Origin of the sequence: Pseudomonas serbiensis, assembly GCF_030580745.1 — a bacterium.
GTDB classification, from domain to species: domain Bacteria; phylum Pseudomonadota; class Gammaproteobacteria; order Pseudomonadales; family Pseudomonadaceae; genus Aquipseudomonas; species Aquipseudomonas serbiensis.
Window position 1 is genome coordinate 130,977 of the sequence record NZ_JAUQOO010000005.1, and the last position, 14,510, is coordinate 145,486.

At 61.6% G+C, this 14,510-nt stretch carries 13 protein-coding genes; 6 read left to right on the top strand and 7 right to left on the bottom strand.

Going from position 1 to position 14,510, the window contains the following annotated elements:
- Positions 1-2: 2 nt before the first annotated feature.
- The 6 genes from Q6A51_RS08700 (at position 3) to Q6A51_RS08725 (ending at position 5,103) form a co-directional block, all read left to right on the top strand.
- Positions 3-1,196 carry an acyl-CoA dehydrogenase family protein gene (locus tag Q6A51_RS08700; RefSeq protein WP_304574576.1) on the top strand — a complete coding sequence of 398 codons (1,194 nt, stop codon included), beginning with the start codon at positions 3-5 and terminating at the stop codon, positions 1,194-1,196.
- A gap of 12 nt (positions 1,197-1,208) precedes the next feature.
- Positions 1,209-2,315 carry a sigma-54 interaction domain-containing protein gene (locus Q6A51_RS08705; RefSeq protein WP_201017062.1) on the top strand — a complete coding sequence of 369 codons (1,107 nt, stop codon included), beginning with the start codon at positions 1,209-1,211 and terminating at the stop codon, positions 2,313-2,315.
- 4 nt (positions 2,316-2,319) lie between these two features.
- Positions 2,320-2,514 carry a hypothetical protein gene (locus Q6A51_RS08710; protein WP_201017061.1) on the top strand — a complete coding sequence of 65 codons (195 nt, stop codon included), beginning with the start codon at positions 2,320-2,322 and terminating at the stop codon, positions 2,512-2,514.
- Positions 2,515-2,597: 83 nt separating this feature from the next.
- Positions 2,598-3,524, top strand: coding sequence for an aliphatic sulfonate ABC transporter substrate-binding protein (locus tag Q6A51_RS08715; protein ID WP_304574668.1), 927 nt, complete (start codon positions 2,598-2,600; stop codon positions 3,522-3,524).
- Entirely contained in the window at positions 3,524-4,366 is an 843-nt protein-coding gene (locus tag Q6A51_RS08720; RefSeq protein WP_201017060.1) for an ABC transporter permease, read from the top strand. The genes Q6A51_RS08715 and Q6A51_RS08720 overlap by 1 nt, the downstream gene beginning before the upstream one ends.
- Positions 4,363-5,103: an ABC transporter ATP-binding protein gene (locus tag Q6A51_RS08725; protein ID WP_304574577.1), complete on the top strand. Its 741-nt coding sequence runs from the start codon at positions 4,363-4,365 to the stop codon at positions 5,101-5,103. Before Q6A51_RS08720 ends, Q6A51_RS08725 begins: the two co-directional genes overlap by 4 nt.
- A gap of 70 nt (positions 5,104-5,173) precedes the next feature.
- On the opposite strand, the gene Q6A51_RS08730 is transcribed toward Q6A51_RS08725, so the two are convergent.
- From Q6A51_RS08730 to Q6A51_RS08760, 7 genes are all read right to left on the bottom strand, one after another.
- On the bottom strand, positions 5,174-6,385 hold the full coding sequence (locus tag Q6A51_RS08730; RefSeq protein WP_201017058.1) for an acyl-CoA dehydrogenase family protein: 1,212 nt from the start codon (positions 6,383-6,385) through the stop codon (positions 5,174-5,176).
- A gap of 15 nt (positions 6,386-6,400) precedes the next feature.
- On the bottom strand, positions 6,401-8,122 hold the full coding sequence (locus tag Q6A51_RS08735; RefSeq protein WP_304574578.1) for a dipeptide ABC transporter ATP-binding protein: 1,722 nt from the start codon (positions 8,120-8,122) through the stop codon (positions 6,401-6,403).
- Complete coding sequence (locus Q6A51_RS08740) at positions 8,119-8,982, bottom strand: ABC transporter permease (RefSeq protein ID WP_201017056.1); 864 nt, start codon at positions 8,980-8,982, stop codon at positions 8,119-8,121. Before Q6A51_RS08740 ends, Q6A51_RS08735 begins: the two co-directional genes overlap by 4 nt.
- Positions 8,979-9,971, bottom strand: a complete 993-nt coding sequence (locus Q6A51_RS08745) for an ABC transporter permease (RefSeq protein ID WP_304574579.1) — start codon at positions 9,969-9,971, stop codon at positions 8,979-8,981. The genes Q6A51_RS08740 and Q6A51_RS08745 overlap by 4 nt, the downstream gene beginning before the upstream one ends.
- Positions 9,968-11,566, bottom strand: coding sequence for an ABC transporter substrate-binding protein (locus tag Q6A51_RS08750; protein ID WP_304574669.1), 1,599 nt, complete (start codon positions 11,564-11,566; stop codon positions 9,968-9,970). Before Q6A51_RS08750 ends, Q6A51_RS08745 begins: the two co-directional genes overlap by 4 nt.
- A 225-nt stretch (positions 11,567-11,791) precedes the next feature.
- Positions 11,792-13,204, bottom strand: coding sequence for an LLM class flavin-dependent oxidoreductase (locus Q6A51_RS08755; RefSeq protein WP_304574580.1), 1,413 nt, complete (start codon positions 13,202-13,204; stop codon positions 11,792-11,794).
- A gap of 28 nt (positions 13,205-13,232) precedes the next feature.
- On the bottom strand, positions 13,233-14,498 hold the full coding sequence (locus Q6A51_RS08760) for an acyl-CoA dehydrogenase family protein (protein ID WP_304574581.1): 1,266 nt from the start codon (positions 14,496-14,498) through the stop codon (positions 13,233-13,235).
- Positions 14,499-14,510 lie beyond the last annotated feature (12 nt).

The window sequence follows — 14,510 nt, forward strand, 5'->3', positions numbered from 1 at the left end:
GGATGCCTGTGACATCACCTGTGCCCGCCTCCTTTACTTCTCCGCTGCTACTGGCCCGCAACCTGGCGGCAGAGTTCGCCATCAATGCCGCCGAGCGCGACAAGAACGGTGGAACGCCACTGGCCGAACGCGACGCCCTGCGTCGCAGCGGGCTGTTGGCCCTGAGTATCCCGACCCGCTTTGGTGGCCTGGGTGCCAACTGGCAGGAAACGTTCGACGTAGTGCGTGAGTTCGCCAGGGTCGACAGTTCCATTGCACATGTATTCGGCTTCCACCACCTGATGCTGGCCACGGTTCGACTGTTCGCCAGTCCCGAGCAATGGCACCCGTGGTTCGAGCAGACGGCACGACAGAGCTGGTTCTGGGGTAACGCGCTGAACCCCCTCGACACCCGCACCGTAATGAAAACCTTTGATGGCTGGCGTGAGTTTTCCGGACGCAAGAGCTTCTGTTCAGGGGCCAGCGATTCGGAAATGCTCATTGCCTCGGCGGTGGATGAAAATGCTGGCGGCAAGCTGGTAATTGCCGCTATCCCCAGTGGTCGCACCGGCATCACTCTGCACGACGACTGGGACAATATGGGCCAGCGTCAGACCGACAGCGGCAGCGCCACTTTCGAGCGGGTACGTATTGAAGAATCGGAACTGCTGCTTGATCCAGGCCCGTTGAGTACACCGTTTGCCTGCCTGCGCCCGCTGATTGCCCAATTGCACTTCACCAACCTGTTTCTGGGCATCAGTGAAGGTGCCTTTGAGGAAGCCCGGCAATACACCCTCAAGGAAAGTCGCCCGTGGTTCACTTCCCAGGCGCGGGATATCAGTGAAGACCCTTATGTGTTGCGTCATTACGGCGAATTCTGGGCAGCGCTCGAAGGGACACGCGCCCTGGTCGAACGCGCTTGTGTGCAGCTCGACGAAGCCTGGAACAAAGGCCCGGAACTGAGCAGCGAAGAACGTGCGCGCCTTGCGCTGTCCATCAGCAGCGCCAAGGTTGCGGCCACTCGCACGGGGCTTGATCTGTGCAGCCGCCTGTTTGAAGTGACCGGGGCCAGAGCCACCCATGCCGCCCTGCGTCTGGACCGCTTCTGGCGCAACCTGCGTACACAGACCCTGCACGATCCGCTGGATTACAAGCTACACGAGCTGGGCGACTGGGCCTTGAACGGCAAGCGTCCGACACCGACCTTCTATTCCTGAGCGAGAGCCCTTATGCAATTGCTGACACTTCCGCCCTCTCCATCCCTCGCGACCTCCATTCGCGCCACGGCCCAGGTGTTCGAGGACCCGAAATCCAAGACCCTGCTGGCCCATCTGCAACAGATCGCCCCAAGCGAAGCCAGCGTGCTGATCATCGGCGAAACCGGAACCGGCAAGGAGCTGGTTGCGCGACACCTGCATAATCTCAGCGGTCGCTGCAACGGTCCGTTCGTGGCGGTCAACTGCGGCGCCTTCTCCGAATCACTGGTGGAAGCCGAGCTGTTCGGCCATGAGAAAGGCGCCTTTACCGGCGCCCTGAGCGCCAAGGCAGGCTGGTTCGAGGAGGCCAACGGCGGCACGCTGTTCCTCGATGAAATCGGTGATTTGCCAATGGCCATTCAGGTCAAGCTGCTGCGTGTCTTGCAGGAGCGCGAAGTGGTGAGGCTGGGGTCGCGCAAGAGCATCCCGATCAATGTGCGGGTCCTGGCGGCCACCAATGTGCAACTGGAAAAAGCCATCAATGCCGGGCATTTTCGTGAGGATCTGTATTACCGGCTGAACGTGGTGACCTTGTCGCTGCACGCCTTGCGCGAACGTCCCGGCGATATCCTGCCCCTGAGCCGCCACTTCATGCGCACTTACAGCGAACGCCTGGGTTACGGGCAGGTGGAACTCACCCCAGAGGCCCAGTCCAAGCTGGTCAGCTACAGCTGGCCCGGCAATATCCGTGAGCTGGAGAACGTGATTCACCATAGCCTGCTGACCTGCTGCGACGGCAAGGTTCAGGCTGAAGACCTGCGCCTGTCCAACCTGCGTCTGGAGCGTCAGGACGAACAGTTGCCGAGCCATGATGGCAATGCAGTGGACGATCTGCTGCAGAAAGCATTCAACAGGCTTTACGAGAAGCAGTCGGGCAATCTTCATGAGCACGTCGAGAATGCGCTGCTACGCTCTGCCTATCATCACTGCCACTACAATCAGGTTCATACCGCGCAATTGCTCGGTCTTTCACGCAACGTGACCCGTACCCGCCTGATCGCCATTGGCGAACTGGTGGTGAACAAACGCCGCAACCAGAACCACGCACTGGACAATCGCGTCGTACAGCTATCGATCTGAAGCCATGGCTTGGGCGCCCGGCACGGGCTACCCGAGCGGCTTGCCTCTGCTGCAACTGTCCACCCAGCAACAGTTGTTCAGCATTATGCCTTCGATTACACAGCCCCGTTTCGGCCTCGATTGCGCGCAACGCCCACTGGCCGTGGCCTGTAGCACATGGCATGACACCTGCAATCCCGTCATTACTTCCCAACCCTGACTGGATACCACGCGATGCGTCTGATTGATCTGGCCTTGCCCCGCCTCCCTCGTTCCCTGAAGCTTCTGGCCTGCTCCGGCCTGATGGCTCTGGCCCTGAACCCGTCTGCCCGCGCTGAAAATGCGCCTGAGGAAGTGCGTCTGGATTACGCCTACTACTCGCCTGTCAGCCTGGTGCTCAAGCACTTCGGCTGGGTCGAAAAGGCGTTGCCGAACTCGAAAGTCAGTTGGGTGTTCAGCCAGGGCAGCAACCGCTCGCTGGAGTACCTGAACAGCGGTGGCGCCGACTTCGGATCGTCGGCCAGCCTCTCGGCGGTGCTGGCACGGGCCAATGGCAGCCCGATCAAGTCGGTGTATGTCTACAGCCGTGCCGAATGGACTGCATTGGTGGTGCGCAAGGACTCGCCACTCAAGAGCGTGAACGATCTTAAAGGGAAGAAGATCGCCGCGACCAAGGGCACAGACCCGTATCTGTTCACCCTGCGCTCACTGGCCAAGGCGGGCCTGGAAAAGAATGACGTGGAACTCCTGCACCTCCAGCATCCGGACGGACGCACCGCGCTGGAGAAAGGCGATGTCGACGCCTGGGCCGGTCTTGACCCGCACATGGCCGCCAGCGAATTGCAGGCCGGTTCGCGTCTGCTGTACCGCAACAAGGACTTCAACAGCTATGGCGTGATCAGCGTGACCGAGGCTTTCGCCAAGGTCCATCCACAAACCATCACTACCGTGATCAAGGCCTATGAGCAGGCACGTCACTGGGCCATTGCCCATCCGGAAGAATTCGCCAAGCTGCTGGCTGATGAGTCCAAACTGCCGCTGGATGTTGCCAAGCTGCAACTGACCCGTACTGATTTGTCTGCGCCACAACTGACTGACAAGGATATCGTCGCCTCCAAGGCTGCCGCACCGATTCTGGTATCCGAGGAACTGGTCAAGCGCGGTGTCGATGTCAATCAGGTCATCGATCAACTGATCGATCCATCCTTTGGCAAGGCCAGTATCGAGTGATGAGCACTTCCAGCAAAGCCCTCGCCGGGGCAAGTCCGGCAGAGCAATCCGCCAGTCGTGCTCCTCAGTGGCGACGCCGGGCCAAAGGCCTGGCATTGCCTCTGGCGATCATCCTGCTGCTTGAAACCGTGGTGCGTCTGGGCTGGATAGCTTCCTACCAGATGCCAGCTCCCAGCGAGGTGGCACAGACCCTGTTCCAGCTCGCCGATGGCGCGTTGTGGAAACACATTGGAGCAAGCCTGTCACGGGTGCTGGCCGGTTTCTTCATCGGTTCGTTCCTGGGGCTGCTGTTTGCCGCCTGGGTAGGCCTCAGCCGCGAGGCCGAAGCCTGGCTGGAGCCGACCTTCGCCAGCCTGCGGGCCATCCCAAGCCTGGCATGGGTTCCACTCTTGCTGCTGTGGCTGGGAATTGGTGAAACCTCCAAGGTCACGCTGATTGCCATCGGTGCGTTCTTCCCCGTGTACCTCAACGGGGTCGCAGCGATTCGCAATATCGACCGCAAGCTGGTGGAAGTCGGGCGCATGTATGGTTTCAGCCGCACGCGCCTGGCCCGGCGGATTCTCTTGCCTGCCGCCTTTCCGGGCGTGTTCACCGGCCTGCGCAGCGCCCTGAGCCTGAGCTGGATGTTCCTGGTCGCCGCTGAACTGATCGCAGCCACTCGTGGCCTGGGCTATCTGCTCAGCGATGGCCGGGAAACGTCTCGGCCAGACCTGGTGCTGGCGGCAATCATTGTTCTGGCGCTGCTCGGTAAAATCAGCGACGGCCTGCTGGCTGGCCTGGAAAAACGCTGGCTGGCCTGGCGTGACACCTTCGACGGTGCAGACTCTGGAGCCCGACCATGACTCAGCTTCATCACGCGACTACAGATCAGGCGCCTCTGCTGGACCTGCATGTCGAGCACAAGGCTTTCGGTGATACCGCCGTTCTCGGTCAGCTTGAGTTGCGCCTGCAACCGGGGGAAATCGTCAGCCTGCTCGGCCCCAGCGGCTGCGGCAAAAGCACTCTGCTGCGCCTGGTTGCACAGCTGGATCAGGACTTTCGCGGCCAGTTGCGTAACCGCCCCGATGAGGTCGGTTTCGTGTTTCAGGAACCACGTTTGATGCCCTGGCTGACGGTTGCCGAGAATATCGGCTTCAGTCAGGACAAGGATTACGACCGTGCCCGGGTCACCCGCCTGATCGACGAAGTCGGCCTGACCGGCTTTGCCGACGCGCTGCCCAAGGCGTTATCGGGCGGCATGGCCCAGCGCGTGGCCATTGCACGCGGGCTTTACGGCCAGCCGCAGCTTCTGTTGCTGGACGAACCCTTCAGCGCGGTCGATGCCTTCACTCGCTTCAAGCTTCAGGACCTGCTACTGGATCTGGCCCAACGTCACCATATCGGCCTGCTGGTCGTGACCCACGATGTCGATGAAGCGCTGTACCTGAGCCATCGGGTGCTGGTGATCGGCAACCGCCCCGGCACTGTCATCAGGGAGCTGACCGTACCTCTCACCTACCCCCGCGACCGCAGAGACGAAACCCTGGCAAAGCTGCGCAGCCAGGCGCTGGAGTCACTGCATGATGCGCGGGTGATTTGATATTTTGTCGCGGAGGGCCCCTCCCACTGCTTAGGTGGGAGGGGCCTTGGCCGCGACGGGGTATTGAAATTCAGAACAACCCTGAGGTCGGCGGCTCTGTGCCCTTGAGCTGCCAGGCTCCCACCACGGCAGCCTTCCAGTGTCGCGGATTATGGTTGGCCACGGTGCGTGCATTGCGCCAATGGCGATCAAGATTATGGCTACGGCCTGTCGTCGATGCTCCGCCCACATCAAACAAGGTTTCAGCAGCCTTGAGCGCAAGTTCAGCGACCAGATACTGCGCCTGTGCGACTTCCACAGCAGCCTGTTCGACCTCTGCATGCGCCTGTTGCGCGGCCCAGGCACGATCGATTGCCTCGGCGGCCTTGAGCACCAGCGCTTGGGCAGCATAGGCCCGAGCGGAAATATCGCCCACGGCCAATTCCACATAGGGATCGTCCACCGAACGACTGGCACTGCTGTGCTTGATTGGGCGTGCGTGTTCCCTGGCAAAACGTACCGCATCGTCCAGTGCATTACGGGCAATACCGGCCTGTACCGTGCCCAGAAACAGTTGCAGGAATGGCGTGACGATGGTGCGTTTGCCTTCTTCCACCGTGCGGGTACGAATATCACTGGCCTCGACCCGCACGTTCTGCAGATGAGTCGTGCCACTGGCCGTCAGACGCTGGCCCATGGCATCGAAGTCGTCGAGCAATACCAGACCTTCGCGATCACGAGGCAGAATGAATGAAACCGGCTGTTCATCTTCATCCAGCGCAACAGCGCTGACCCAGTCGGCAAACAATGCACCAGTGCTGTAGAACTTGCTGCCATTGACCCGGTAATGATCGCCTTCGCGCACCAGCCGTGCAGCAATCGCTCCATTGGCTCCACCCAGTTCCCAACCGGCATTGCCGATCACTGCGCCTTCAAGGTAACGGGCAAACCAGCGTTGGCGCTCGGCCTCGGCATCTTCAGTCGTGGAAACCAGCAGGCCTTCGACAAAGGCAAGACCGGGGCGCAGGGCCTGGGCGACGTTGGAGTCCACCGAAGCGATACGCAGCAGCAGCTCGATGACATCCCGTACGCTGCCGCCCGGTCCTCCATGGTTTTTCGGAATACGCACAGTATAAAGACCGGCAGCAGCAAGCTGGGCGATGGCCTCGAAAGGCAATTGCCGCTCGCGCTCACGCTGGGCCGCACCAGCAGCAATGCCTGGCAGCAGCGCGGTGATACGAGCTTGCAGTTCGCTGACAGTGGCGGCCGGCGCCTGCGGGGTCAAACGTTGAAAAGTGGTCATGAGCAGTCCTCAGGCCTAGATGGCAATTTTCCAGAGACGTGATTCATCGAAAACGTCAAAGGCTTCGTGTTCAGGGTCCAGCGGCGGCACCACCAGTTCCGCGCCGCTACCGGGCAGTCGCGGCACCGAACCGAGCAGACGTTGGGTGTATTCGTGGGCGGGCCGGGTAAACAGTTGTTCCACCGGCGCCAGCTCGACGACCTGGCCGTGGCGCATCACCAGCACGTTGTCGCTGACGTGACGAATCACCCCCAGATCGTGGGAAATGAACAGATAGGCCAATCCCAGTTCCTGTTGCAGATCAGCCAGCAGGTCCAGCACTTGCGCCTGCACCGAAACATCCAGCGCCGAAACCGGTTCGTCGCAGATGATCAGCTTCGGTTCGCTGGCAATCGCTCGGGCAATGGCCACCCGCTGACGCTGACCACCGGACAACTGCAAGGGACGTCGCCGGGCCAGCTCGGGTGGCAATCGCACCTGCCCCAGCAGATGGGTAATCCGCGCTGGACGCTGGCTTGGCTCGACGCCCGCGACATGCAATGCATCATCGAGAATCTGCATCACATTCCAGCGCGGGTCGAAGGAGCCGAGCGGGTCCTGATAGATCACGCTGATTTCCCGCCGCAGTGGCCGTCGCCGTTTTTCATCGATGGCATTGCCGGGCAGGTTCCAGGGTTGGCCGCGGTACAGCACTTGCCCGGCATCGGGTTGCAACAGGCCAAGGGCAATGCGGGCTACCGTGGTCTTTCCCGAACCGGACTCGCCGACAATGCCCAGTGTCTGCCCGGCGCGCAGCTCGAAACCGACGTCCTGCACCACCTGACGAAGCTGGCCATCAGGTCCCAGATAACGCTTGCCCAGACCTTGAGCCTGCAACAGCACCTGCCCCGTTTCGCCACTTTTGACAGGCGGTGTCGGGCGTATCACGCCTGCACGCTCGGGAGACAAACGGCTCCCTCGCGGATGTTCGGATGGCACGGCGGCCAGCAACTCACGGGTGTAGGAATGCTGCGGCTTGCTCAGGACTTGCTGCATCGGCCCTTGCTCTACCACCTCGCCGTGACGCAGCACCACCACGTCGTCCGCCAGTTGCGCGACCACCGCAAGGTCATGGCTGATGATCAGCAACGAAGCGCCACGGGCCTTGATTTGCTGGAAGACTTCAAGAATCTGCGCCTGCACCGTGGCGTCCAGGGCGGTGGTAGGCTCGTCGGCAATCACCAGCGCCGGATCCATGGCCAATGCACTGGCAATCAACGCCCGCTGGCGCAAGCCACCGGATAACTGGCCGGGCCGCTGGCGGGCGCGTAACGCCACATCCGGCACGCCAACCCGCTCCAGCAGTTCCAGCACCCGGGCGCCACGCTGTTGCCGATTGCCGAAACCATGGGTTTGCAGCACTTCGAGGATTTCCTTGCCCACCGGACGCAGCGGGTCGAGGGACACCAGAGCATCCTGCAGAACAAAGCCGATGTCCTTGCCACGCACACCACGCCACTGCCGCTCGCTGAGAGAAAGCAGGTCGTGCTCACCAAAACTCAGCCGCCGAGCCGCCACTTCAGCGCGACTGCCCGCCAGGCCAACCAGGCTACGAGCGCTGACACTCTTGCCCGAGCCGGACTCACCCACCAGCGCCACGCAACGCCCTGGCGCCAGAGTAAAGGACAAATCCTGAACCACCTTTCGCCCTTCAAAAGCGATGCTCAGGCCTTCGACAATCAAGGTCTTGTCACTCATGGCAGGCGACCCTCCAGACGTTGTTGGATATAGCGGCCGGTCACGGTGGTGGACAGCGTGGTCAACACAATGAACAGGCCCGGAAAGAACGTGAGCCACCAGGCATTGGCGATGAAATCACGGCCCATGGACAGCATGGTTCCCCACTCGGGAGCTGGCGGTTGCGCGCCCATACCGAGAAAGCTCAATGCCGAAGCCCAGACAATCGCCTGACCAACACCCATGGTCAGTGTCACCACCAACGGGCGCATGGCATTGGGAAGCAACTGACGCAGCACGATGCGTGAAACCGGATGCCCCAACGCCCGCGCCGCTTCGATATAGCCGGCATTACGCACCGCCAGAACCTGACCGCGAACCATTCGGGCATAACCGGGCGCAGCCCCCAGCCCGGTGGCGACAATCAACGGACCGATGCCGCTGCCGAATACCGTCACAAACAACAAGGCAAGCACCAGGCTCGGAAAGGCAAACAGCACTTCCAGCAGCCAGCCCACCCAGCGATCAACCCGCGCACCACCCAGACCACCCAGCAGCCCGAGGGTAATGGCAATGCTCATCGCCAGTGCCGTGGCGGCCACACCGATGAACAGACTCTCGCGGGTGCCATAGACAATCCGGGCAAAAATGTCGCGCCCTGACTGATCGGTTCCCAGCCAGTGCGCCCAGCCCGGCGCCTGAAACGCCTCGCGAGGCACGATGGCCAGCGGATCGATGCGAGTGAACAACTGCGGTGCCAGTGCCGCCAGTATCAGCGCAGCAAGAAACAGCAACGCCAGGCTTGCGCCCAAAGGCGGCAGGTGCAGGCGCCGTTGACGGCGCAACGGGCTGAAAGTCTGGTCAAGAGTCAGGTCGCTCATGAGTTCGGCTCCTGTTGCCGTGGGTCAATCCATTGATAAAGCAGGTCCACCAGAATATTGGCCAGTACATAGCCGGCAGCCACCACCAGGCTGATACCGATAACCAAAGGCAAGTCCTGGGCCTGTACTGCCTGATACAACTGGCGACCGACACCCTTACGGGAAAAGATCACCTCGCAGACCACCGCACCACTGATCAACGCACCGATAGCCCAGCCTGAAAGCGACACTCCCGGCAGCAGCGCATGACGCAAGGCGTGTCTGAAGCGCACCGCCAGATCACTCAAGCCTCGGGTGCGGGCTGTCAGCACGAAAGGTTGATCGAGTGTCATTTCAAGGGATTCACGGGTGACCTGAGCAATGAAACCCGCCAGCGGAATGGCCAGTGAGAACGCAGGCAACACCAGGCTTGCGAGGCTGTCGCTACCCGCCGGTGGAAACCAGCGCAGGCCAAAGGCAAATACGGCGAGCAGCACCACTCCAAGCCAGAAATGCGGCAAGGCGGCACTCAGGGTTTCAACGAATGACGCCGCGCCACCGATCAGTCGTCCGCGCCCGGAAGTGATGACCGTCAACAGCAGGACCAGTACCCAGGCCAGCGCCAGTGATGCCAGGGTCAGTTCCAGAGTTGCACCGCCCTGCTCGGCCAGCACGCGGGTCACCGGCTGATGCTGGGAATAGGAGTTGCCCAGATCCCCCTGCAGCAAGCGGCCCAGATAGACCGCATATTGAACCGGCAACGGCTTGTCGAGGCCGTATTCCTGGCGCGTGGCTTCGATGGTTTCGGCTGTCGGGTTGCCGCTCGGGCCACCGAGAATGGCCAGTACCGGATCGCCCGGCATCAGGCGCAGGGCAAAAAAAGTCAGGGTTGCCACGGCCCACAGCACAAGCACGCCGCCCGCCAGACGAATGGCAGCACGGCGCCCGAGAGCAGTCAGGCGTTGGCGGCGCGGATCAACCGCATCCAGAGGCGTTGCGCTTGCACTCATTTCGTCACCCATGAGTCATAGAGATAAGTCACCGCCAGCGACGGTTCCAGACGCACCCCATGGGCGGTCTTGTAGATACCCAGCCGGGTGCTTTGCGGATAGGTGGTCAGCTCCAGGTATTGCGCAGCGATCTGCTTCTGGGCTTCGTAATAAATCTTGCGGCGCTGCTCGGGGTCCTGAGTGGCCAGAGCGCTTTCGATCAGTGCGTCGAATCCGGGATCGGCATAACCGGCGGTGTTCTGGTGATAGCCACCAACCCCGGCAGGCTGGACAAACGCAGAACTGAAAATGATCCGCAGCACATCGGGGGTATTGGTGTTCCAGTAGCCGATGCGGATGTCGTAATCCCAGGCGGCCTGACGCGCCGTGGACTGCACGTCGCTCATCTGATCCATAACCAGATCGATGCCGACCTGACGGGTCGTCGCCTGGACCTGCTCCCACAAGGTCACTTCCGACGGTGGCGTACGTGAGCCGATCAGCACGACAGCCCGCAGACGCTTGCCGTCCCTGGTGCGATAACCCTCGGCGTCACGACCGGTCCAGCCTGCCTCGTCGAGCAATCGCGTGGCGCGGGCCGGGTCGTAGTCCTGAACACGCTCGAAGTCGGGGCTGTAGAACGGCGTCGCCACGCTCAGAGGGCCGCCAGCCCTTTGAAATTCGCCGAAATAAACACTCTTGAGCGCGCCCTCGACATCGGCGCTACGCACAAATGCCTCGCGCACCCGCAGATCGTCAAAGGGCGCGCGACGAATGTTGAAGGTGCCATTGGTAGGGTTGCCCGGACGCTGGGAGATGATCAGTTTCAAGTCAGGATTGCGCCGCGCCGCTTCATGGGACTCCGGCGGCAAAGCCTCGATCACGTCCACTTCACCGGCCTGCAGCGAGGCAAAGCGTACCGAAGGCTCCTGGATGAACTTCCAGACAATACCTTCCAGATACGCCGGCCCCTGATGGCGGGCCGTGGGCGGTGCCCAGTTGTAGTCGGGATTACGTGCCAGCTGGACGTGGCTCTGCCGCTCCCACTTGACCACCTTGAACGGCCCGCTGCCCACCGGGCTTTCGCAGTTGGCATCGCGGCTGCGGGCCAGCGCCGTGGGCGACTGGATGCCCAGGAAACCCTGGGCCAGTACTTCCAGAAACGCGGCATAGGGCGTAGCCAGATGCACGATGGCGGTGTAGTCATCCACGACCTCAGTGCTGCGATACTGGCGAATGTAGCCACCGGCGGTGCTGGACTGGGTCTTGGGATTGGTAATGTGTTCGAGGTTGGCTTTCAGGGCTGCCGCGTTGAATGGCGTGCCGTCAGTGAAATGCACGTCATTGCGCAAATGGAAGGTATAGCGCAAGCCATCGGCCGAGACTTCCCAGCTCTTGGCCAGCCATGGACCGATCCGGCCTTCGCTGTCCATGGACACCAGCGAATCAAGATACTGCTGGGCGACGAACACCTGGGGCATGTCGCCCGCCACATGAGGATCGAGACAGGTGGGTTCGCGGTCAGTGGCGTACACCAGCGTACCGCCATGCACCGGCTGATCGCTCTGGGTCGCGACTTTCTCGGCACGCTCACAGCCAGTCAACGCCAGGGCCAATGTCGAGGCGGCAAATAAAGGGATAAAAGGACGGATATCGAATTTCAAGATCGCTCCCGGGGATGACAGGTCCGATGGCTTTGCATGGGCGGTTACCGGGGTATTGCAGGTCCCGTGCCGACTCTCAAACCATTGAATTCATTGACTTAAAGACAAAGGCCAGTGGTGGATGACCAACAAAGTGTCCATGGGCTGTTGCTGTTGCAACAGCCGCTGCTTGTTGATTCATGACGGTTCTGCCGCCGCAAAGCGCAGCGGCTGCAAGGGCTGACTCAATGCTGCCGGGTCGCGGTAGCGCGCTGCCGGATGATTGTTTGGCAGGCGCGCCTGCCCTGCTCCGAACAGCCGCTCGCGCAAGGTTTCGCCGGGGGTGTAGCGCTCACGAAAACGACCACGACGGCGCAGTTCAGGCACTACCAGGTCGATGAAATCCCGGGCAGTCTCGAACGACAGGTACTGGCGCAGGTTGATGCCGTCGATGCCGTCCACATCCAGCCAGCGTTCGATCGCGTCGGCGACCACCGTCGGTGTTCCAGCGACAAAGTAGCGATCCTCTTGCAGCCCGGAAAAACTGCCGAGCATTTCACCCACCGTGGTATCCGGGTCAAAGCGATTGAGCGAACCCCAGCCGATATCGCCGCGCTTGATGATGCTGGACAGCCGCTCATGGGGTGGATACGCCTTCAGATCGATACCCATCTGGGCGTGTGCCATCCCGCCATCGGCACTGATCAGGCGGCGATAGCTATCGAGCTTGGCCGACACCTCGGCATCGGTGCGCCCGACGATCACGCCCGCCTGAACAATGAACTTGATACCTGCCGGATCACGGCCCTGCTCTTCGGTGTTGCGGCGCATGGTGGTGATATTGCGCCGCACATCCTCGTGGGTGATGCCACCGGTAAACACCACTTCCGCATGACGCCCTGCGAAAGCCGAACCTGCCGGCGAACCCGTAGCCTGGAACAGCACAGGCGTACGCTGACGCGACGGCTGGCACAGGTGCGGGCCGGCGACCTTGAAGTGTTCACCGACATGGTTGATATAACGCACCTTGGCCGGGTCGGTGTAGATGCGCTGCTCACGGTCCTGAATCACCGCATCGTCGTCCCAGGAGCCTTCCCACAGTTTGTAGAGCACGTCGAGGTATTCGTCGGCGATCTCGTAACGATGGTCGTGGGGCACTTCCTGGTCCAGCCCGAAATTGCGGGCTGCATTGGGCAGATAGGACGTGACGATATTCCAGCCGACCCGCCCCTTGGTCAGGTGATCGAGGGTGCTCATGCGTCGGGCAAAACTGAATGGCGGCTCGTAGGTGGTGGAAAAGGTCACGCCGAAACCCAGCTCACGGGTTACCGCTGCCATGGCCGGGACCAGCAGCATCGGATCGTTGCTCGGCACCTGCAAACCTTCGCGCAGGGCAGTTTCCGGGCCATTGCGAAAGCGATCGTAAACCCCCACCACGTCGGCCAGAAACACCCCGTCGAAAGTGCCGTATTCCAAGAGTTGAGCCAGCTCGGTCCAGTAGTCCAGATCGTTGAAGCGATGGCGATTATTGTCCGGGTGAACCCACATGCCATGAGTGATATGGCTGACGCAGTTCATCTCGAACAGGTTGACGTGCAATTGTTTGGGCATAGCGCTCTCCTTGAGCTGTATATAGCGTTCAGACCGCGCTGGCTTCGTCGACAGCGCCCTGCCCCTCAGCCTCGGCATGCAATGCTCGCCAGGCCGCTGTCGGGCTGACACCGTTGAGGTAGTAATTGCCCAGCGCCTGCTCGCGGTAGATCGCCGGGTTGTGGGAGGCCAGGGTGCGTGCGTTACGCCAGTGCCGGTCGAAATTGCGCCGGGTGCTGGTGGCCGAAGCCCCTCCGACTTCAAACAGCAAAGTGCTGGCTTCCAGCACCTGAGCCAGAACAATCTGCTGAGCCTGATAGGTCTGTACTTCCGCTTCGGTATAAAGCTGCTCGACAACCACACCTGCCTGTTCGGCCTCGTACACGGCTTGCAGGCTGTGGCCGATGGCCGTGACCTGTGCCTGGGCGGCAAAGGCCAGGCTCGACAGGCGACCGATCACCCGCTGCACCAACGGATCCTCGGCCGGACGGGTCTGGCCGGGAATCCCGAAGGCACGAGTGCGGCCCTGAACGAAATCCACGGCATCGGCCAATACCCCACGGGCGATACCAGCCAGGGTTGCCAGATGCACGGCCTGATAAAAAGCCGTCAGGTAGGACTCTGCGCGCAGTTCGCCTTTCTTGAAGCGGCGCAGAATGTGCTCTGCCGGCACCTCAACGGCAGTGAAGCCTGTCGTGCCGCTGCCGGTCAGGCGCTGGCCGAAACCGTCCCAGTCATCCAGCACCTCGACGCCCTGCGCCCTGGTCGGCACAGACAGGCTGACAAAGTCATCACCCTCATTGGCGATGGCTGCCACCCAGTCGGCATAGAGCGTGCCGGTGCAGTAATACTTTTGCCCGTCCAGGTGATAACCCGCGCTGGCATCTCCGGGAACCCGCTCTTTCAAGGCTACGGTGTTGATGGAGCTGTCGCTGCGTTCAGCCATCGCCGCGCCCCACAACTCGCCTGCGGCGACCTTGGCGAACCAGTAGGCCTGGGAGCCGGGTTCACGAGATGACAGCCGTCCTTCGACGAACCCCAGGTGCGCCCGCAGGATTTGCGGCAGGTTCGAGTCGGCTTCGCCCAGGCGCACCAGCCAGTGCAACAGTTGAGGCAGGCTTGCGCCCAGCCCGCCATAACGGCGCGGAACCCGCAACGCGCCGAACCCGGCCTCACGCAGCCAGCCAACCGGCTCATGGGCCAGTTGGCGTTGCTGCTCGCGTTCTACGGCGCCAGCGGCAATCCGCGCAATGACCGGCGCGAAGCGCGCTTCCAGTTCGGCATCGGTAACAGGCAGTTCAGACTCATGACTCATGGCAGTTCCTTG